Here is a 20,988-nt window from a genome sequence, read left to right on the forward strand (position 1 = left end):
AAAAATTATTCATTTGTAGAAGGTGAAGACCATGACAATGATTAAAAAAGTAATAGTCGTAGAAGGTATTTCAGATAAAAAAAGAGTGAAAGAAGTATTAAATGATCAAGTTCATATCGTATGTACACATGGAACAATGGGTGTAGAAAAGATGGATGAGATGTTAGAAGAGATGTATGGTAAACAGGTGTATGTATTAGTTGACCAAGACAAAGAAGGTAAGAAAATTAGACAATGGTTTAAAAAATACGTTAGCGAAAGTGAACATATTTATGTTGATTCTACTTTCTCTGAAGTAGCACGTTGTCCAAGACAATATTTAGCCAATGTGTTAAACTACTATGGATTTAAAGTGAATGATGATTTTGTATTGAAAGGAAAGTATCGTTACCATGAAACACACAGAAAAATTGAACGATATATACAAGCATTTTGATAAAGACGTTCATTTACTTTTTGGTTATACACCAACTTGTGGAACGTGTAAAGTATCAGAAAGAATGTTGGATATTGCGAATCAAGTCACACAATTACCAATTAACAAAAGCGATTTAAATTTCTATCCAGAGTTTTGTAAAACTTATGAAATTCTTTCTGTACCAGTACTCTTTATAATGAAAAAAGATAAAATTATGCAAAGAATATACGCATTTCAATCAGTTCCTTATTTAGTTGAGAATATTCAAAAAGTTATTGACGACAAAAACTTATCATGATAGTATGAATTTAATTAAATACGTAGTAGCTCTTATCAAGAGTGGTGGAGGGATGTGCCCTATGAAGCCCGGCAACCGTCATATAAATATGAAATGGTGCCAATTCACAAAAAGTGTAAACTTTTGAAGATGAGAGAAAGTCAATTTAAAACGCCTTTCTCTAATCATTTTAGAGCAAGGCGTTTTAATTTTTAATTTAGGAGGCAACTGATTTGATCGAACTAAATAAAGTTGTAAAAACTTTCAAAACCAAAAAAGGTAACATAACAGCTGTTGACCAAGTAGACTTAAATATAGATAAAGGAAGCATTTATGGTGTAATTGGATTTTCAGGAGCAGGAAAAAGTACATTGATTAGAATGTTTAACGGTTTGGAAACGCCAACTGAAGGCGAAGTTATCGTCGATGGTGCAAACATAGGCAAACTTTCCAAGAAAGAATTAAGACAAAAAAGACAAAAAGTAAGCATGATTTTTCAACATTTTAATTTGCTTTGGTCAAGAACAGTTAAAGATAATATCGCATTTCCGCTAGAAATAGCAGGTGTATCTAAAAGCGACATCAACCAAAAAACGAAAGCACTTATTAAAAGGGTTGGTCTAGAAGGAAGAGAAAATGCTTATCCATCTCAATTATCAGGTGGGCAAAAGCAAAGAGTTGGCATTGCACGCGCACTAGCAAATGATCCACATGTATTATTGTGTGACGAAGCGACAAGTGCATTAGATCCCCAGACAACTGATGAGATTTTAGATTTATTAGTAGATATCAATAAAGAAATGAATTTAACAATTATACTTATAACACATGAAATGAATGTGATTAGAAAGATTTGTGATTATGTAGCTGTAATGGAAGAAGGTAAATTTGTTGAAGAAGGTAAAGTAATCGATGTATTCAACAATCCACAAACATACGTAACTCAAAGATTTGTTAAAGATGATATGAAGGCAGATGACTTAGAACGTACTTTGAAAGACTTTAGAAACGAACAATCCACAGGTGAAATTTGGAAACTGAATTTTGTAGGTGGAACAACGTCAGAGCCAGTATTATCTAAAATTATAAGAGACTATAATATTGATATAAATGTCATCGAGGGTGACGTTAAACTTACCCAAAATGGTACTTTCGGACATATGATCGTTCATTTACCTGAAGGGAATTATTCTAAAGATCACGTTATTAACGAGTTAAATGGTCTTGGCGTGAAAGTAGAGGTGAATGTTGATGAATAAATCATTCGGTGACATTATTACAGAAATGGTTACGATGCCCAATGTTAAATGGGACGCGGTTATAGAAGCATTAAATGAAACGTTATATATGACAGTGATTTCAACATTATTTACATTTGTATTTGGTTTAATATTAGGTACATTGTTGTTTTTAACATCTAAAGGAACTACGAAAACTTCACGAATATTTTATTCTATCGTGTCATTTATCGTAAACTTATTTAGAGCAATACCATTTATTATCTTAATTCTATTGTTATTACCATTTACGGATATATTATTAGGAACGATAAGTGGACCTAAAGGTGCGCTACCTGCTTTAATTATTGGTGCAGCACCATTTTATGCAAGATTAGTTGAAATTGGCATGAAAGAAATAGATAAAGGTGTTATAGAAGCTGCAGTTTCAATGGGAGCATCAACATGGACAGTCGTTACAAAGGTATTACTTAAAGAATCGTTACCAGCGTTAGTATCTGGTTTAACAGTTACTGCGATTGCATTAGTAGGTTCCACAGCGATAGCTGGTGTAATTGGTGCAGGTGGTCTAGGTAACTTAGCATACTTAACAGGATTTACACGTAATCAAAATGATGTCATATTAGTTTCCACAATATTGATACTTGTTATCGTATTTGTTATCCAATTTATTGGAGATATATTAGTTAAGAAAATTGATAAACGATAAAAGGGAGTGCATTTTATATGAGAAAAATTTTCGGGTTATTATTAGTAGCAGTATTAACAATCGTATTAGCAGCTTGTGGTGGAGGAGATAACAAAGATAAAAAAGAAACAATTAAAATTGGTGCTTCACCAGCGCCACATGCTGAAATATTGGAAGAGGCAAAGCCACTTCTTGAAAAAGAAGGTTATAATTTAGAAATTAAAACAATCAATGACTACACGACGCCAAATAAATTATTAGACAAAGGTGAATTGGACGCAAACTTCTTCCAACATACACCATATTTAAAAACTGAATCTAAAGAAAAAGGCTATAAAATTGAATCAGCAGGTAATGTACACATTGAACCGATGGCAGTCTACTCTAAAAAGTACAAACATTTAAAAGACTTACCAAAAGGTGCGACAGTCTATGTTTCAAATAATCCAGCAGAGGAAGGAAGATTTCTTTCATTCTTTACAAAAGCAGGATTAATTGAAATTAAAGACGGTGTAAATCCTGTCGATGCAACATTTGACGATATAACTGAAAATAAGAAAAATATTAAATTTAATAATAAACAATCAGCAGAATTTTTACCTAAATCTTATCAAGCAGATGAAGGCGATGCGACAATTATTAATTCTAACTATGCAATTGAACAAAAATTAAATCCAATCAAAGACTCAATTGCAGTTGAAGGAAAAGACTCACCTTATGCGAACCTTATTGCAGTTCAAAAAGGACATAAAGATGATAAGAAAGTAAAAGCTTTAATGAAAGTACTACAATCAAAAGAAATTAAAGACTTTATTAATAAGAAATACGATGGAGCTGTCATTTCAGCGAAATAATAGTATTTTAAGAAACAAAGTCGAGCAATTATTGTCCTAGATAACTAAAAAAACGGCAACATTTCTTACTTCATAAAGGAATGTTGCCGTTTTCTTTGCTTCAAGATAGGTGAATAATTTGAGCCACTGTCATATGGATAGAACGTCAAATCTAGCAAAATAACCTCATACTATTTCCATGTCTCAACAATCTATAATACACATTACCACTATCATAATGGTCAAGATTCTTGTAATTATGTTATTAGTTAACTAATATGATGTTAAACAAATAATAAGTGAAAAAGGATGATAACATATGAAAATAATCGTAGTTGGTGCTAATGGAACAATCGGTACGGCAGTTTCTAAAGAATTAGAGTCAAATGGTCATGAAGTCGTTAAAGTAGGTAGAAATTCTGGAGATTACCAAATGGATATGACTAATATAGAAGATATTAAATTAATGTTCGAACAAATTAAAGAAGTAGATGCTGTAATTTCAACAGCCGGGGCAGCGAATTTTGATGATTTATCAGAACTTACACCAGAATCAAATGAAGTAGCAGTTATGAGTAAATTGTTAGGACAAATTAATTTAGTATTAATTGGGCAACATTATATTAATGAAGGTGGTAGCTTTACATTAACGACAGGCGTCATAATGGATGATCCAATTAAAGGTGGCGTATCATCAGCTATGGCAGGCGGAGGAATCAATGCATTTGTTCAATCAGCTGCATATGAATTGAAACGTAATTTGAGAATCAATAATGTTAGTCCAAATGTTATTGAAGAAGCATTAGAAGATTACGGTGATTTCTTTAAGGGTTACACTGCAGTGCCAGCGAGTAAAGCAGCAAAAGCATATTTAAAAAGTGTAGAAGGCATACAAACTGGTCAAACGTACAGAGTATATGAATAACGAGATTTATAAATATAAGAAGACTCGGGACAAATTTGTTCCGGTTTTTTAATATTAGAATAAGATAACACAGACTATTTATATGATAATGGAAAAGAAGTGCGCTAAGTAGCCAGATTGATAAATCTAGCAATATTCTAAGAGGCTTGTCGTCAGCTTAAATAAGAAAAACAGTAGAAATTCAGTTCAACAATGAATTTCTACTGTTTTATTAATGTCCCAGTATCCCTTCTTAAATAGATAATAAATATAAAGTAATCATACAAATACAAATAACGTATAATATGATGCCCACAAAACGATATTTTCTTATATTATATGTCGCGATGCCTGCAATGGCTCCTGCTGTAATAACGGTGTTTAATAAACTGCTTAAATGAATGACACCAGCTAAATTTAATAGCAATATGAAAGCGCAAATCACACTTCCGATAAAAGCAAATTGTTCATAACGTTCCATAACAGACTCTCCTTAACGAATTTCTTATATTCATATTATATAGAACATGTTATGCGTTTCACACTTATAAATCTAGGGAATTAGAAAATTAAATTAGGAGGTATTATTATGAAGATAGAAACTAAAATGAAGATTAATGCACACGTACATGATATATATCAATCATTCTTAGATAGTGAGAAAATGGCCGGATTTTGGTTTTCATCATTTACAAATTCATTTGAAGAAGGAAATACAGTTACACTTAACTATAAAGAATATAATGCAAAAGTTGAAATCAAGATTGTTGAGTTGATTGAGGATAAGTTAATCAAATTTGAGTGGGGAAATAACGAAGTAGAAATTCACTTTATTACTGAAGGTGACATTACCATTGTTAAAACTATAGAACAAGAATTCGACCCAAATGATGTTGAAACGATGCTCAACCAAAAAGAAGGTTGGGTTTATATGCTTAGCTGCTTAAAAGCATATATAGAATATAATGATACAATTCGCGGAGCATTATTATAATAGAAGAAAATAGTCACAACATGATTGAGAGGCTGGGACATAATTAATGAGTCCTAGCCTTTTTTGATAAAATGAGATTTCTGTCCCACTCCCGTATAATTTAATTAGTTCTGAAATGCTATAAGAATGGCTATCACAAGGTTTATATTAAATTGAGAATGTCATACTGTAATTATCATTTATCAATGTATTTACAGTATATGACAATGTGAGGTTTTTATAATCATTTTAATGAGCGAATGGGTTTCAACCACTATATAAGTAAGTTATAATATAAAGGGTAACCGATCTGAACAAACTTTGACGTTAGATTAAAATTATTATAAACTAGATAAGATAATGTAGGGTTATCTTTTTTATAATGTGAATAAATTCTTGGAGGGAATCATAACATGGCATCAAAATTAGAAATTAAAGATTTACACGTAGAAATCGAAGGTAAGGAAATTCTTAAAGGTGTAGACTTAACTATACAACAAGGCGAAATTCATGCAATTATGGGACCAAATGGTACTGGTAAATCAACTTTATCATCAGCTATTATGGGACATCCTAAGTATGAAGTTACTAAAGGCGAAATTCTATTAGATGGTGAAAATGTATTAGAAATGGAAGTTGACGAGCGTGCACAAGCAGGTTTATTCCTTGCAATGCAATATCCATCTGAAATTTCAGGTGTTACAAATGCTGACTTCTTACGTTCTGCTATCAATTCAAGACGTGAAGAAGGTAACGAAATTAACTTAATGCAATTTATCAAGAAATTAGATAAAGAAATGGATCTATTAGAAATGGATCAAGACATGGCACAAAGATACCTTAATGAAGGTTTCTCAGGTGGAGAGAAAAAACGTAACGAAATTCTTCAATTGATGATGTTAGAACCTAAGTTTGCTATTTTAGATGAAATTGACTCAGGTTTAGATATTGATGCATTAAAAGTTGTATCTAAAGGTATTAACAAAATGCGCGGCGAAGAATTCGGTTGTTTAATTATCACTCACTATCAAAGACTATTAAACTATATTACACCAGATTTCGTACACGTTATGATGCAAGGCCGTGTCGTTAAATCAGGTGGCGAAGAACTAGCGAAACGTCTTGAAGATGAAGGTTATGAATGGATTAAAGATGAACTTAACATCGAAGACGAAACAGTAAACGCTGAATAATATATGAATTATAGTCAAGTAGGAGGAGTATAAATGGCAACGGAAACAACATTAAATATTAATATTGAAGACTTAACAAATTATTCAGCATCTCAAAATGAACCATCTTGGATGACTGAACTAAGAAAAAATAGTTTTCAAAAATTAGATAAATTAGACATGCCTAAACCAGATAAAACTAAAATCGACAAATGGGATTTTGAATCTATTAATAAGCACGTTGTGGACAGCGATGTGTTCGATTCTATGGAATTATTACCAGCGTCAGTACAAGAAATTATTGATACTGAAAATGCTAAAAACTTAATTGTTCAACACAATAATACACCTGCTTTTATTAAAGTAGATGAAAAATTAGCTGAACAAGGTGTTGTAATTAAAGATTTAAAAACAGCATTAATTGAAAATAGTGATTTAGTTCAAAAATACTTTATGACAGATGTAGTTAAAGTAGATGAGCATAAATTAACAGCTCTTCATGCAGCATTAGTAAACGGTGGTGTATTCGTATACGTACCTAAAAACGTTGTAGTTGAAGATCCAGTACAATATGTAGTGTTACATGATGATGAAAACGCAAGTTTCTTTAATCACGCTATTATCGTTACTGAAGAAAGTGCTGAATTAACATATGTAGAGAACTATTTATCAAAAGCATCTTCAAATAATGGTCAACTTAATATTATTTCTGAAGTAATTGCAGGTGCAAACTCTAAAGTTACTTACGGTTGCGTTGACTTTATGGATAAAGGATTCACAGGTCATATCATTCGTCGTGGTACTGCAGCAGCAGATGCAACGATTGATTGGGCTTTAGGATTAATGAACGATTGTAGTACGATCAATGACAATACTACTTATTTAATGGGTGATCGTTCTAACAGTAGCTTAAAAACAGTAGTAGTTGGTCGTGGAGAACAAAAACAAAACTTTACAACTCAAATTATCCAATATGGTAAAGAATCAATTGGACATATTTTAAAACACGGTGTAATGAAAGATAGTGCTTCTTCAATTTTCAATGGTATCGGATATATTAAACATGGTGGTACTAAAGCAGATGCACAACAAGAATCACGTGTATTAATGCTTTCTGAAAAAGCTCGTGGTGATGCAAACCCAATATTATTAATTGATGAAGACGATGTAACAGCTGGACATGCTGCATCAGTTGGTAGAGTAGATCCAACTCAACTTTATTATTTAATGAGTAGAGGTATTTCTCGTAAAGAAGCTGAAAGACTTGTTATTCACGGTTTCTTAGATCCAGTAGTATCTGCATTGCCAATTGAAGACGTTAAACGTCAATTGCGTGAAGTTATTGAACTTAAAGTAACAACACAAATATAAAAAAGGCACAGAAAGGTCTGATAATGTGACCGAATCAACATTTAAAGTAGAAAACATAATTAAAGATTTTCCAATATTAAATCAACAGGTAAATGGTAAAAAACTTGTCTATCTAGATTCTTCAGCGACAAGTCAAACACCAACACAAGTTACTGACAGTATCGTAGATTATTATAATCGCTATAACTCGAATGTACATCGAGGTGTACATACACTCGGTACATTAGCGACTGATGGGTACGAAAAAGCACGTGAAACTGTTAGAAGATTCATTAATGCTCAATACTTCGAAGAAATCGTGTTTACTAGAGGTACGACTGCAGCAATTAACTTAGTTGCATATAGTTATGGTGATCATAATGTTTCTGAAGGTGATGAAATTGTTGTGACGCAAATGGAACATCATGCAAATATTGTTCCATGGCAACAATTAGCTAAAAGAACAGGTGCGAAGCTTAAATTTATTCCAATGAATGAAAGTGGAGAACTTGAACGAGAAGCAATTGAACAAACTATTACTGACAACACTAAGATTGTAGCTGTAACACATGTTTCTAATGTGCTAGGTACAATTAATGATGTTAAATATATTGCAGAAGTAGCACATCAACATGACGCTGTTATTGCAGTGGATGGTGCTCAATCAGCACCACATATGAATGTAGATGTTCAAGATTTAGACGTTGACTTCTTCAGTTTTAGTGGGCATAAGATGTTGGGTCCAACCGGAATTGGTGTATTATATGGTAAACGTGAATTACTTGATAAGATGGAACCAATTGAATTTGGTGGAGACATGATTGACTTTGTTGGATTAGAAGATGCAACATGGACTGATTTACCAACCAAATTTGAAGCGGGTACTCCATTGATAGCAGAGGCGATTGCTTTAGCAGAAGCGATTAGGTACATTGATGAAATAGGTCTTGATAATATTCATCAACATGAGTTTGAAGTTGTGAATTATGCATATAATGAAATGAGTAAAATTGACGGCCTAGAAATTTATGGACCAACACCAGATAAAAGGGCTGGTCTAATCACTTTTAATGTCGAAGGCGTACATCCTCATGACTTGGCAACTGCTTTAGATTCAGAAGGTGTTGCAGTTAGAGCGGGTCATCATTGTGCACAACCGTTAATGAAATGGCTAAATCAGTCATCAACTGCAAGAGCAAGTTTCTATATTTATAATACTACTGAAGATGTTGATATATTAATTCAGGCACTTAAAAGAACGAAGGAGTTTTTCTCTTATGAATTTTAATAATTTAGAACAACTATACCGTTCTGTGATTATGGACCACTATAAGAATCCTCGTAACAAAGGTGCACTTGAAGACGGTTCATTAACAATCGATATGAATAATCCTACTTGTGGAGACCGCATCCGCTTGACGCTTGATGTACAAGATAACGTTATTAAAGATGCGAAGTTTGATGGAGAAGGTTGTTCTATTTCAATGTCTAGTGCGTCAATGATGACAGAATCGGTCAAAGGTCATACTGTAGATGAAGCACTTCAAATGAGTAAAGAATTTTCAAACATGATGCTTGGAGAATCTTATGAAATCACTGAAGATATGGGTGATATTGAGGCTTTATCAGGTGTGTCGAAATTTCCAGCACGAATTAAATGTGCAACTTTAGTGTGGAAAGCACTTGAAAAGGGAACGAAAGAAGAAAGTAACAAGTAACTTGTGAATATAGACTCAAGCTATAAAAAATGAGGAGTGAAGAAAATGGCTAAAAAATCACCAGAAGTTGGAGATTATAAATATGGTTTCCATGATGAAGACGTTTCTATCTTCCGTTCAGGTAGAGGTTTAACTGAAGAAATCGTTAGAAAAATATCTGAAATGAAAGATGAACCACAATGGATGCTAGATTTCCGTTTGAAATCATTGAAACAATTCTACAAAATGCCAATGCCTATGTGGGGTGGGGATTTATCAGAATTGAATTTTGATGAAATCACATATTATGTTAAACCATCAGAACGTTCAGAACGTTCTTGGGATGAAGTACCTGAAGAAATTAAAAATACTTTCGATAAATTAGGTATTCCAGAAGCTGAACAAAAATACCTTGCAGGTGTTTCAGCACAGTATGAATCTGAAGTTGTTTACCATAACATGGAACAAGATTTAGAAGACCAAGGTATCATCTTTAAAGATACTGATTCAGCATTACGCGAGAATGAAGAATTATTTAAAGAACATTTTGCATCAGTTATACCTGCTGCAGATAATAAATTCTCTGCTTTAAACTCAGCAGTTTGGTCAGGTGGTTCATTCATCTATGTACCAAAAGGCGTTAAATTAGAAACACCATTACAAGCATACTTTAGAATTAACTCAGAAAACATGGGTCAATTTGAAAGAACATTAATCATAGCTGATGAAGGATCTTCAGTACATTATGTAGAAGGTTGTACAGCACCAGTATATACAACTAACTCACTTCACTCTGCAGTTGTAGAAATTATTGTTCGTAAAGATGCATATTGCCGTTACACAACAATTCAAAACTGGGCAAACAATGTATATAACTTAGTTACTAAACGTACATTCGTTCATGAAAATGGAACGATGGAATGGATTGATGGTAACTTAGGTTCTAAATTGACTATGAAATATCCTTCATGTGTATTATTAGGTGAAGGTGCTAGAGGTATGACATTATCAATCGCTTTAGCTGGTAAAGGTCAATGTCAAGATGCTGGTGCTAAAATGATTCATAAAGCACCAAATACATCTTCAACAATTGTATCTAAATCTATCTCTAAAAATGGTGGTAAAGTCGTATATCGTGGTATCGTACACTTTGGACGTAATGCAACTGGCGCACGTTCAAACATCGAATGTGATACGTTAATCATGGATAACGAATCTACATCAGATACAATTCCTTATAATGAAATTTTAAATGATAACATTTCATTAGAGCATGAAGCGAAAGTATCTAAAGTGTCTGAAGAACAATTATTCTACTTAATGAGCCGTGGTATTTCAGAAGAAGAAGCGACTGAAATGATCGTAATGGGCTTCATTGAACCATTCACTAAAGAATTACCAATGGAATATGCTGTTGAAATGAATAGACTGATCAAGTTTGAAATGGAAGGCAGTATAGGCTAGACGTAATCATCACTAAAATTAAAGTGTTATGATATAAGAAAAAGCACGATTGATTCCGACTTTAATCGGTATCAATCGTGCTTTTTAGTTATTCATTGTATGATTATGATTCGTCTATTTCTGATAATTTCGCTGATGACGTACGGTTTCTTAAATCTACTTCAATTTCTTCCAAGCTACGTCCTCTTGTTTCAGGTAAGTATTTAATTACAAATATCATTGCTAATACACCTATAAATGCAAAGATTAAGAAAACTTGATGAATTCCCATCACTGCTGTAAGCATTGGGAAAAATTGAGCAACTAATAAACTACCGATTGATAATGAGAGTGTCGCAATACCTGTAGCTGCGCCTCTTGCTCTCATTGGGAATAATTCTGGTAACATAATCCATAATATTGGACCCCAAGTAAATGCGAAGAATACGATGAAGAATGTTAAACATAACACGATTACCCATGCCCCGATTGTTGAGTCTAAACCAACTGTCCAAACAAATCCTGCCATGATGAGTAATGAACTAACCATACCAATATTTCCTGTAATTAATAATTTTTTTCTATCGATTTTATCCATGATTTGAATTGCAAATATTGTAACAATTACATTGACAGTACCTATACCTGCTGTACCTAAAATTGCTGTAGCATTACCAAGTCCTGCTTGACTAAATATAGTTGGTGCATAATAAATAATGGCATTTATACCAATGATTTGTTGAAGTAATGCGAATATACAGCCTATTACAAGAATTGGTCTTAACCATAGTGATTTTAAAACTGTCCATGTACTTTCTGAAATGCGAATAATTTCTTTCATCTCATCTATTTCTTTATCAATTTCTTGTTGATTACGTGTTATAGCCATAACATTACGTGCTGATGTTTCACTTCTATGTTCTAATAGCCATCTAGGACTTTCAGGCATGAAGTATACACCAGCCATTAATATAGCAGAAGGAACAACTGCTAATCCTACCATCCATCGCCACGCTTCCATATCAGCAAAAGCGTAATTGACTAAGTAAGAAGCGAGAATACCAATTGTAATCATTAATTGGTTTAATGAACTGAGCGATCCACGTGAGTCTGTTGGTGCCATTTCTGATAAATATACTGGAACGATAGCTGAAGAACCCCCAACAGCAAGCCCGATAATAAATCTTCCTATAACGAGCATGATCATAGCTTGTGCAGTTGCAAGTAATAAAGCACCTATAATAAATACGACAGCTACTGCGAATACAAGACGTCGTCTACCAAACTTGTCTGAAAGTGGTCCACTAAATCCTGAACCGAAAATTGCACCGATTAACATAGAACTAACAACTAACCCTTTAGTAAAATCAGTAAGTGGAATATCATTTTTTATGAAAAGTAATGCTCCTGATATAACACCCGTATCATAACCATAAAGTAATCCTCCCAATGCTCCTAAGAAGAATATTAATTTTACACGAAAATTACTTGATTCCATATTTTTACCTCCATATCATTTGTTTGAAAATATTCGTTCATAATAAATAAAATACAGATTTAATTATCCTAAATAACTAAAAATATTGTAAAAAGTTTGTAAATCTGATTTAATAGTAAATGTAAACCTTTACATTAATAAAATCAAGTCATTTTCATTAATAACAAAATATGTTAGTTATCCAAAGTTACTTAAAGTGGAAGGAGGACAGCAATGAAACAATCTTCAAGAATAAATGTAAATTTGATGAAAGATTATAATAAACAACTCGTATTAAGAACAATACAGAAGTATGGACCTATTTCTAGAGCGGAAATTGCTAATAGAATTGAATTGTCAAAACCATCCGTATCGGAGATTGTTTCTATTTTAATAGAAGAAGAATGGATAAACGAAAAAGTGCCTAAAGTTAAAGTACGAGGCAGACAACCCATTCCGTTAGAAATCAATAAACATAAAAAACTTATCATCGGATTAGAAATAGGCGCTTATTCAAATAAAATTGTTGTGACCAATTTAAAAGCGAATATTTTAGAAGAAATAGAAATAGAGATAAGTCATGAAAAAAATCCAATTCACATCATTGAAGATTTAGGAAGTAGAATTAATCAAATTGTCAGTCAATATAAACAATCGAATATCGATGTATTAGGTATAGGTGTTGGAATGCACGGATTAGTTGATACGGATACAGGTAAAAATATCTTCGCTCCTAATTTAGGATGGAGAAATGTTGAAATTAAAAGCATCTTAGAAAAATTAACAGGATTACAAGTACTTGTAGATAACGATTGCAATAGTTCCGCGCTTGCAGAAATGTGGTTTGGACAAGGTAAAGATGAAAATAACTTTATAACAGTACTCGTTGATTATGGAGTTGGAGCAAGTGTTATAAATGAAGGGAAAATTTTTAAAGGCTCACATTATGTTACAGGTCAGATTGGACATGTGACGATAGACTCAGACGGTGCACTATGTTCTTGTGGGAATTATGGGTGTTTAGAAACAAAGACGAGTGAAACGGCAATATTAAGAAGTGTGAAACGAAATTTGAAGTTGGGAGGCATGAGTACTCTACAAACACTTTATTCAGATATTGATAATATAACAATTGATGATTTTTATGAAGCGGTTAATGCTGGTGATGAGCTCAGCCTTAGTATAGCAAGGGATGTTGCAAGAAATTTAGGGGCTGGTTTTTCTATACTTATAAATTTATTTGGACCAAAATTCATCATATTAGGTGGTAGTTTAACGAAAATCAGTGACGTGATTTTACCAATTATTAGTGATGTGATCCAATTAAAAGTATTAGGTGAGGATGCGAAAGAAACACCTATAAAATCTTCAGTGCTAGGTAGAAATTTATATACAATCGGTGCTGCATCTTTAATAGTTGAGGATATATTTACATTACCGAAATTAAACTAACAAACACAAAGGGGATATATAATGAGTAACTTAAATGAACAAGTCATTATTGTAACAGGAGCAGGAAAAGGAATAGGAAAAGGAATTGCAAAGATATTAAGTCGTCATGGGGCGAAAATTGTTGTAGCAACAATTGATCCAGACTTTGGAAAAGAAACGGTTAAAGAAATTATAGATGAAGGTAACGAGGCGTTGTTTGTTGAAACAGATGTTTCAAAAGAAGAAAGTATTATTAATATGATTAAAGAAACCGTGAATCAATATGGGAAAATCAACACATTAGTTAATAACGCAGGAATTACAGTATTTAAGTCGATTGAAGAAGCATCAGTTGAAGATTGGGATTCAATTATAAATATAGATTTGAGAGGGACGTTCCTATGTTCTAAACATGTTATTCCAGAAATGAAAAAACAAGGTGGCGGATCGATTATTAATATTTCCTCAAATCATTCAATTGCGACATTACCAGATACGGACATGTATGCAGCAGCAAAAGGTGGCGTGAATGCGATGACAAGAGGTATGGCACTTAGTCTTGGTAAATATAATATTCGTGTAAATGCGATATGTCCTGGTTTTACAAATACTTCACATCTTAAAAATTGGTTCGATTCAATGGATAATGAAGAAGTAGTAAGACAAGGTGTGCTTGACTTACATGCAACTTCTAGAATAAATGAACCAGAAGATATTGGAAAGTTAGCGAAATATTTAGCCTCAGATGATTCGGAAATGATGACGGGTGAACATTTAGTAATTGATGGCGGATTATCGGCACGTTTATATAATGCAGAAGGATATTAATTAAAGGAGTGTGTGATATATGGATGTATTATCAATTGGTGAAACAATGATTGTGTTTTCACCGAATGAGGTTGGTCCAATGCGTTATGCGCGTGATTTTACAAGCCATATTGCTGGAGCAGAAACAAACACTTTAATTGGTCTACAAAAACTAGGTATATCTACAGGGTGGATTAGTCAGTTAGGTAATGATGAACTAGGTCAACGAATTCTTTCTTTTGTAAGAGGGGAAGGTATCAATGTTGATTTTGTAAAATTGACTGATGATGCAAATACTGGAATTTTTATTAAAGAAAAGTTTAGAAGTAACCAAACTAGAGTTCATTATTATAGAAGTGGATCAGCAGCAAGCCAAATGAATGAAAATTTAATAAACAAAGATTACGTTTCTCAATTTAAGTTTTTATATTTAACAGGCATAACACCTGCAATTAGCTCAAGTAGTAAAGATACAATGTTGCATCTACTTAAAGTTAGCAAACAGTTAGGACTGAAAATTATTTTTGATCCGAATCTTAGGTTAAAACTATGGGATGAGGACGAAGCAAAAGCGACATTACTGAGCATTATTAAAGAATGTGATATTATTCTGCCTGGCATAAGTGAAGGTGAATTTCTTTTTGGATTAAGTGATGAACGTAAAATTGCTCAAAAAATGATCGACCTAGGTGCAGAAACGGTTGTCGTTAAACTTGGAGAACAAGGTGCATATTATCATAGCGGTGACCAAACAGGTTATGAGAAAGCTAGTCAAGAAGTAGAAGTTGTAGATCCAGTAGGAGCTGGAGATGGATTTGCGGCTGGTTTTATCGCTGGGTATATTGAACAGATGTCTATTCAAGATGCAGTTCACCAAGGTTGTGATGCAGGGGCATTAGTTACAACAGTTAAAGGAGACGTAGAAGGCCTTCCAACTAAAGAGGAATTAGAAAACCTTAACAGTAAAAATAAAACAGATGATGTCATCAGATAAGGAGTTTTGAATAATGAACACTTTAAATACAATAAAAGAATCTAAGATTATCGCGATTATAAGAAATGCTAACCCAGATGATATATTACCCATTACTAAAACACTCTACAACGCAGGCATTCGAGCAATTGAAGTGACGATGAATTCTCCAAAAGCACTAGAATCTATAGAGCTACTTTCAACAGAAATGAAAGATAAAGTGATAGTAGGTGCAGGTACAGTTCTTGATTCTGAAACAGCACGTCTAGCCATTTTGAGTGGTGCTTCATTTATATTATCACCAACAGTAAATAAAGAAACCATTAAAATGACGAAACGTTACGGCGCGGTCAGTATTCCTGGTGCTTTATCACCTACAGAAATATTAGAAGCATATGAATATGGTGGTGACATCATTAAAGTATTCCCAACTACGACAATGGGGCCTGCCTACATTAAAGATTTACAAGGTCCATTGCCGCATATACCTTTACTTCCGACTGGTGGCGTTGACTTAAGCAATGTTGATGATTTTATGAAAGCTGGTGCAGTAGGTGTTGGACTAGGAAGTGCATTAGTCAATACAAAGCTAGAAACAAATGAACAATATTATCAAAACCTTGAAAACACAGCACAACAATTTCACGATATTGTACATTTGAAAAAAGGACGTGCATAAAATGAAAATAATAGACTATGAATTGTTTCAAGTACCACCGAGATGGTTGTTTTTAAAAATTACGACCGATGAAGGCATTGTAGGCTGGGGAGAACCAGTTATAGAGGGAAAAGCAAGTACCGTAAAAGCAGCAGTGGAAGAATTAATGCAACAACTTATCAATAAGAATCCTCTTAATATAGAAGATCATTGGAATTTAATGTATCGAAGCGGTTTTTACAGAGGTGGCCCGATATTGATGAGTGCGATATCCGGTATTGACCAAGCGCTGTGGGATATTAAAGGTAAGTATTATAATGCACCGGTGTATGAACTGATGGGTGGTGCATGTAGACATTCTATGAAAGTTTATTCTTGGATAGGCGGTGATAGACCCCAAGATACATCTGAAGCTGCCAAAAACGCACTCGACAATGGATTCGAGGCCATAAAGATGAACGCGACTGAAGAATTACAATATATTGATAGTTATGACAAAATTGATAGTGTTGTTGAAAGAGTTGCTGGTATAAGATCGGCAGTTGGAAATAATTTTGGAATTGGCATTGATTTTCATGGTAGAGTTCATAGACCGATGGCTAAAGTATTAGCTAAAGAGTTAGAGCAATTTAAGCCGATGTTTATTGAAGAACCTGTTTTAAGTGAGAATCTGGAGGCGGTTAGGGAAATTAGTCAGACAACAACGATTCCAATCGCTTTAGGTGAAAGATTATTCTCAAGATGGGATTTCAAACCAGTGCTTGAAAGTGGATATGTCGATATTATACAACCAGATTTATCTCATGCAGGTGGCATAACAGAATGCAAAAAAATTATATCAATGGCAGAAGCATATGATGTAGGTGCAGCACCACATTGTCCTTTAGGTCCGATTGCACTAGCCTCGTGTTTACAAGTTGATGCGACATGTCATAATGCATTTATTCAAGAACAAAGTTTAGGTATTCACTATAATAAAGAAAGTGATATATTAGACTACATTACGAATAAAGAAGTATTTGAATTTGATAATGGATACGTGAAAATACCGAATGGCCCTGGCCTTGGTGTTGAAATTGATGAAGAAAAAGTTAGGGAAATGTCGGTAGTTGGCCATGATTGGCACAATCCAATATGGAGACATAAAGATGGAAGTATTGCTGAATGGTAAAACCGAGTTAAATGAAATGAAAATGCGCTAAGCAAGAGGAGTCACCTCCTTAAGCTTAGCGCATTTTTGATATCTATTTAGTTTATATCATGATATTCATAAACTTGTAATGGATTAAATTTAATTAAGTAATGCTCATACCATGTACTTAAACCATACTTTTGTTGATAATGACTTAATGTTTCATCGATATAGCCTTCTGATACATCTAAATAATTACTTAATTCGAACTTGTTCTGAACACCAAACTTATACGCTTGTACGATACTTTTAAGTGGAATGATTTTTTCGAAACCGAGTCGTCTTGCCTTATGCTCTAGTTTCCATTTCCATAATTCATTTGTATCGAGTATATCACCATAAGAAATATCATGATGGGCTAATTCTTCACCGAGTACTTCTAATTTTTCTTTCTCGGATAAACTATCTTTCAATAAAATTAATCCATCTACATATAAACCTTTCAAATTTTTTGGAAGGTGATTCGTTTCTTTTATGACGATGTGTTCATTATTGATAAGTGTTTTTTCGTATCTATTCAAATTATCCCCACCATAAACTTTATCTTATTTACTTTGATGTTTTATAAAATCAACATATTCAAGTACCTTCTGCAATTCATCTTCCGTTAATTCGCCATCTAAATGTGCAGCAATCGTTTCTGCAGTTGAATTATAAGTAGAATTAGATTTCCCGTCTAAAATGTAACTGACACTTACATTGAATAATTTAGCCATTTCCTCAATTTTCTTCATCTTTGGTGCTTTACGACCCGTTTCCCAATAAGATATGGATTGTTTTGAAACTTGCAATTCATCAGCAAGTTTTTGTTGCGTCCATCCATTCTTTGTTCTTAATAAACTAATTTGTTCAGAGAGTTTATTTTCAGACACCATAAGTTCCCGCTCCTTATATGATTGATACGTTTATTATAACCTTTAGTTATACTTTTGCAAATAAAAAACGAAAAATATAACCAAAAGTTATTGACGTCAACCGAAAGTTGTACTATAGTGTAACCAAGGAGGTGATCAACATGGTTAAAATGAATTTCAAAACGAATAAAGTAAATTTAAATTATTCAGAGGATGAGAAGAAAATTGAAATTGATCCAGACAAGATTAAACAATTTGTTGCAATGATAGGAGGATTTCTTGGTGCAGTGTATTTAGCACTTAATGCTTCAGGTTTCCAAATTGAATGGCTTAGTCCTCAAAAACTTAACGCTTGGATGAATGTGTTAAATACAGGTATTCCAATTATCTTTGTACTTTATGGGATTTGGAAAAATACCTTCATTTTATCAAGTAGTTCAAGAGCGTTAGAACAGTATTTGAAAGAAGTCGGTAAAAAATAACAATAAGAGAGGGAGATTTTATGTTACATGCAATCAGTTATTTATCCAAAAAAGGATGGAAGGTATCTTCAGATCCTAGAACATTTGATAATTATCCTAAGAATTATGGATTTCGTAATTATATAGAAGGAGGGGTTAAATACGATTCTTTTTGTAGCGGGTATCATAGAGCATTTGATGTCTATAATAACAATACAGATAACATACCTGCAGTTACGAGTGGAACAGTTATTCTAAGTGAGCCATTTGGTAACTTTGGTGGAACGATGGAAATTAGAGATAGTAATGGAAATGATTGGATATACGGGCATATGAAGCGAGATTCACTTATGTATTCGAAAGGCGATAAAGTGAATCAAGGAGATATTATAGGATTACAAGGAAATACAAACTTTGCTGATAATCCTATGAGTGAACATTTGCACATCCAATTAAGACAAAAAGGAGTAGATATTAATAATGAAGTAACACGTGTATGCAGTGGTATGCCAATAGAAAATTATGATATTACAAAATTAAATCAAAAATTAGACAAATCAAATAATAAAGGAGCAGTTAAAATGAGTAGAAAAATTATGATCGTTGCAGGACATGGGTATAATGATCCAGGAGCAGTAGGTAACGGAACAAATGAAAGAGATTTTATTAGAGCGAATATTGTAGATAGAGTAGCTAATTATCTTAAACAAGCAGGGAATAATGTTGCAGTATATGGTAAAGATCAAGATATGTACCAGGATACTGCATACGGACAGCAACAAGGTAACAAAAAAGATTACGGACTTTATTGGGTTAAATCTCAAGGGTATGAAATAGTTGTAGAGTTCCACTTAGATTCAGCAAGTGCGTCAGCTACAGGAGGACATGTTATTATACCAAGTGGACTAGCGCCAGATAGCATTGATAAAGCATTACAAGCAGCAGTCAAAAAACACGTAGGTACAATTAGAGGTATAACAGAGCGCAGTGACTTATTAAACTGTAACGTTGCAAAAGCTGAATTTATTAACTATAGATTAGTTGAATTAGGGTTTATTACTTCTACAAAAGATATGAATACAATTAAAAGTAACTTAGCAGCATATACAAAATCTTTAGCAGAAGCAATTCATGGTGCGCCAATAGGAGGAAAACCATCAACATATGTTGTAGTAGCAGGTGATACTCTATGGGGAATAAGCCAGAAAACAGGTGTAACTGTTGCGAGATTAAAGGAATTGAACGGATTGAAATCAGATGTTATCCAAGTTGGGCAAGTTTTGAAATTGAAATAGAAAGGACAAATATTATGAAAAACCATAAAAAAAATGCCTTAACAATAAACATTATGCAATGACGGCCATCATTAAATGTTTAAGTAAGACATGAACAACTAAATTATAACATGGTTCTAAGATAAAATCGACAGAACACCATGCAAAAATGAAGACACCCTCAAAAAATCAAAAACATTTTTGAGGGTGTCTTATTTATTTATAAATATGTGGAAATCGCTTACATTTTTTATTGTCTAAAAATTTAATGGGTTATATATTTTATTTAAGTAGACTTAAATATTCTTTGTATAGGAATGTTTGCAATGAAAAAGGTTTTATTTGGCTTAGGAATCTTATTTGTTTTATTTAGTACTATAATTGTCATGTTGTTCCATTTTGATGAAAAAATAGATAGAGTGAATCCATTTATTAAAGAACAAACAAGTTATGCGAGGGTACCATCTCATAAAAATATTGAAGAATTAACGATGAAAGAAGTAGTTGAGCTTCAAGATTATAAAGATATCCAATCATATGATAAAAATGGTCATAAAAGTCAGTATCTATTGAATTTTAAAGGTTATGATCCAACACGTGAGTATGTACAAATTCATCATAAAGGATTATGGGTGTTTAGCATAAAATATTTAGATAAACAAGAATATGATAAGGCGATAAAATCTTAATTTATTTTAAACCTATTAACTGAATTTAAAGGAAAATCTACTATTATAATAGTGACTCACGATGAAGATGTTATGAATTATTGTGATAGGCAATTCAATTATAGAAATGTAAATTTTATATAGAAGAACATTGATACTAAAATATTAGATTTTAGTATCAATGCTCTTTTTTTATTATA

The 20,988-nt window shown here is 33.0% G+C and carries 24 protein-coding genes and 1 riboswitch; of the genes, 20 read left to right on the forward strand and 4 right to left on the reverse strand.

Annotated elements, in window-relative coordinates:
* Positions 1 to 31 precede the first annotated feature (31 nt).
* The 6 genes from CD111_RS04500 to CD111_RS04525 all read left to right on the forward strand — a co-directional run bounded on the left by CD111_RS04500 (position 32) and on the right by CD111_RS04525 (position 4,379).
* Positions 32 to 436: a toprim domain-containing protein gene (locus CD111_RS04500; RefSeq protein WP_095089059.1), complete on the forward strand. Its 405-nt coding sequence runs from the start codon at positions 32 to 34 to the stop codon at positions 434 to 436.
* Positions 393 to 716 carry a thioredoxin family protein gene (locus CD111_RS04505; protein ID WP_095089057.1) on the forward strand — a complete coding sequence of 108 codons (324 nt, stop codon included), beginning with the start codon at positions 393 to 395 and terminating at the stop codon, positions 714 to 716. The genes CD111_RS04500 and CD111_RS04505 overlap by 44 nt, the downstream gene beginning before the upstream one ends.
* Before the next feature lie 29 nt (positions 717 to 745).
* Positions 746 to 852, forward strand: a riboswitch (SAM riboswitch).
* A 76-nt stretch (positions 853 to 928) separates the two neighbouring features.
* Entirely contained in the window at positions 929 to 1,954 is a 1,026-nt protein-coding gene (locus CD111_RS04510; RefSeq protein WP_095089055.1) for a methionine ABC transporter ATP-binding protein, read from the forward strand.
* A complete protein-coding gene (locus CD111_RS04515) occupies positions 1,947 to 2,642 on the forward strand; it encodes a methionine ABC transporter permease (RefSeq protein ID WP_095089053.1) in 696 nt (231 codons plus the stop codon). Before CD111_RS04510 ends, CD111_RS04515 begins: the two co-directional genes overlap by 8 nt.
* Before the next feature lie 17 nt (positions 2,643 to 2,659).
* A complete protein-coding gene (locus tag CD111_RS04520) occupies positions 2,660 to 3,475 on the forward strand; it encodes a MetQ/NlpA family ABC transporter substrate-binding protein (protein ID WP_095089051.1) in 816 nt (271 codons plus the stop codon).
* 298 nt (positions 3,476 to 3,773) lie between these two features.
* Positions 3,774 to 4,379, forward strand: coding sequence for a short chain dehydrogenase (locus CD111_RS04525; protein WP_095089049.1), 606 nt, complete (start codon positions 3,774 to 3,776; stop codon positions 4,377 to 4,379).
* 232 nt (positions 4,380 to 4,611) lie between these two features.
* Here CD111_RS04525 and CD111_RS04530 read toward each other — a convergent pair whose 3' ends face one another.
* The gene (locus CD111_RS04530; RefSeq protein ID WP_095089047.1) at positions 4,612 to 4,839 is read right to left on the reverse strand and encodes a hypothetical protein; all 228 of its coding nucleotides are present in this window, start codon (positions 4,837 to 4,839) and stop codon (positions 4,612 to 4,614) included.
* A gap of 108 nt (positions 4,840 to 4,947) precedes the next feature.
* On the opposite strand from CD111_RS04530, the gene CD111_RS04535 reads away from it, so the two are divergent.
* The 6 genes from CD111_RS04535 to sufB all read left to right on the forward strand — a co-directional run bounded on the left by CD111_RS04535 (position 4,948) and on the right by sufB (position 11,014).
* On the forward strand, positions 4,948 to 5,352 hold the full coding sequence (locus CD111_RS04535) for an SRPBCC domain-containing protein (protein WP_095089045.1): 405 nt from the start codon (positions 4,948 to 4,950) through the stop codon (positions 5,350 to 5,352).
* A 392-nt stretch (positions 5,353 to 5,744) separates the two neighbouring features.
* The gene (gene sufC, locus CD111_RS04540; RefSeq protein WP_095089043.1) at positions 5,745 to 6,524 is read left to right on the forward strand and encodes a Fe-S cluster assembly ATPase SufC; all 780 of its coding nucleotides are present in this window, start codon (positions 5,745 to 5,747) and stop codon (positions 6,522 to 6,524) included.
* 33 nt (positions 6,525 to 6,557) lie between these two features.
* Positions 6,558 to 7,874 (forward strand): Fe-S cluster assembly protein SufD, encoded by a 1,317-nt coding sequence (sufD, locus tag CD111_RS04545; RefSeq protein ID WP_095089041.1) that lies wholly within the window; start codon positions 6,558 to 6,560, stop codon positions 7,872 to 7,874.
* A gap of 25 nt (positions 7,875 to 7,899) precedes the next feature.
* Positions 7,900 to 9,141 carry a cysteine desulfurase gene (locus tag CD111_RS04550; RefSeq protein ID WP_095089039.1) on the forward strand — a complete coding sequence of 414 codons (1,242 nt, stop codon included), beginning with the start codon at positions 7,900 to 7,902 and terminating at the stop codon, positions 9,139 to 9,141.
* Positions 9,131 to 9,571, forward strand: coding sequence for a Fe-S cluster assembly sulfur transfer protein SufU (gene sufU / locus CD111_RS04555; protein WP_095089037.1), 441 nt, complete (start codon positions 9,131 to 9,133; stop codon positions 9,569 to 9,571). The genes CD111_RS04550 and sufU overlap by 11 nt, the downstream gene beginning before the upstream one ends.
* A 45-nt stretch (positions 9,572 to 9,616) precedes the next feature.
* The gene (gene sufB / locus CD111_RS04560; RefSeq protein ID WP_095089035.1) at positions 9,617 to 11,014 is read left to right on the forward strand and encodes a Fe-S cluster assembly protein SufB; all 1,398 of its coding nucleotides are present in this window, start codon (positions 9,617 to 9,619) and stop codon (positions 11,012 to 11,014) included.
* 103 nt (positions 11,015 to 11,117) lie between these two features.
* On the opposite strand, the gene glcP is transcribed toward sufB, so the two are convergent.
* Positions 11,118 to 12,491 carry a glucose transporter GlcP gene (gene glcP / locus CD111_RS04565; RefSeq protein ID WP_095089033.1) on the reverse strand — a complete coding sequence of 458 codons (1,374 nt, stop codon included), beginning with the start codon at positions 12,489 to 12,491 and terminating at the stop codon, positions 11,118 to 11,120.
* A 213-nt stretch (positions 12,492 to 12,704) separates the two neighbouring features.
* Here glcP and CD111_RS04570 point away from each other — a divergent pair, with 213 nt between their 5' ends.
* From CD111_RS04570 to dgoD, 5 genes are read left to right on the forward strand one after another with little or no spacing between them, the layout of a single operon-like run.
* Positions 12,705 to 13,922 carry an ROK family transcriptional regulator gene (locus CD111_RS04570; protein ID WP_095089031.1) on the forward strand — a complete coding sequence of 406 codons (1,218 nt, stop codon included), beginning with the start codon at positions 12,705 to 12,707 and terminating at the stop codon, positions 13,920 to 13,922.
* Positions 13,923 to 13,943: 21 nt separating this feature from the next.
* Positions 13,944 to 14,729: an SDR family NAD(P)-dependent oxidoreductase gene (locus tag CD111_RS04575; protein ID WP_095089029.1), complete on the forward strand. Its 786-nt coding sequence runs from the start codon at positions 13,944 to 13,946 to the stop codon at positions 14,727 to 14,729.
* A gap of 19 nt (positions 14,730 to 14,748) precedes the next feature.
* A complete protein-coding gene (locus CD111_RS04580; RefSeq protein WP_095089027.1) occupies positions 14,749 to 15,702 on the forward strand; it encodes a sugar kinase in 954 nt (317 codons plus the stop codon).
* A gap of 13 nt (positions 15,703 to 15,715) precedes the next feature.
* On the forward strand, positions 15,716 to 16,360 hold the full coding sequence (locus CD111_RS04585; RefSeq protein WP_095089025.1) for a bifunctional 4-hydroxy-2-oxoglutarate aldolase/2-dehydro-3-deoxy-phosphogluconate aldolase: 645 nt from the start codon (positions 15,716 to 15,718) through the stop codon (positions 16,358 to 16,360).
* A gap of 1 nt (position 16,361) precedes the next feature.
* Complete coding sequence (dgoD, locus tag CD111_RS04590; protein WP_095089023.1) at positions 16,362 to 17,510, forward strand: galactonate dehydratase; 1,149 nt, start codon at positions 16,362 to 16,364, stop codon at positions 17,508 to 17,510.
* A gap of 77 nt (positions 17,511 to 17,587) precedes the next feature.
* Here the strand turns inward: dgoD and CD111_RS04595 are convergent, their stop codons facing one another.
* Both CD111_RS04595 and CD111_RS04600 read right to left on the reverse strand, forming a co-directional pair.
* Positions 17,588 to 18,052: an ImmA/IrrE family metallo-endopeptidase gene (locus CD111_RS04595; protein ID WP_095089021.1), complete on the reverse strand. Its 465-nt coding sequence runs from the start codon at positions 18,050 to 18,052 to the stop codon at positions 17,588 to 17,590.
* Positions 18,053 to 18,076: 24 nt separating this feature from the next.
* Positions 18,077 to 18,406 (reverse strand): helix-turn-helix transcriptional regulator, encoded by a 330-nt coding sequence (locus CD111_RS04600; protein WP_095089020.1) that lies wholly within the window; start codon positions 18,404 to 18,406, stop codon positions 18,077 to 18,079.
* Between the two features lie 140 nt (positions 18,407 to 18,546).
* On the opposite strand from CD111_RS04600, the gene CD111_RS04605 reads away from it, so the two are divergent.
* The 3 genes from CD111_RS04605 to CD111_RS04615 all read left to right on the forward strand — a co-directional run bounded on the left by CD111_RS04605 (position 18,547) and on the right by CD111_RS04615 (position 20,809).
* The gene (locus tag CD111_RS04605; protein ID WP_188350488.1) at positions 18,547 to 18,867 is read left to right on the forward strand and encodes a PTS mannose transporter subunit IID; all 321 of its coding nucleotides are present in this window, start codon (positions 18,547 to 18,549) and stop codon (positions 18,865 to 18,867) included.
* Between the two features lie 20 nt (positions 18,868 to 18,887).
* Positions 18,888 to 20,141, forward strand: a complete 1,254-nt coding sequence (locus tag CD111_RS04610; RefSeq protein WP_095089019.1) for an N-acetylmuramoyl-L-alanine amidase — start codon at positions 18,888 to 18,890, stop codon at positions 20,139 to 20,141.
* 305 nt (positions 20,142 to 20,446) lie between these two features.
* Positions 20,447 to 20,809, forward strand: a complete 363-nt coding sequence (locus CD111_RS04615) for a YxeA family protein (protein ID WP_095089017.1) — start codon at positions 20,447 to 20,449, stop codon at positions 20,807 to 20,809.
* Positions 20,810 to 20,988 lie beyond the last annotated feature (179 nt).

Source organism: Mammaliicoccus stepanovicii, from assembly GCF_002902525.1.
Lineage (GTDB): Bacteria > Bacillota > Bacilli > Staphylococcales > Staphylococcaceae > Mammaliicoccus > Mammaliicoccus stepanovicii.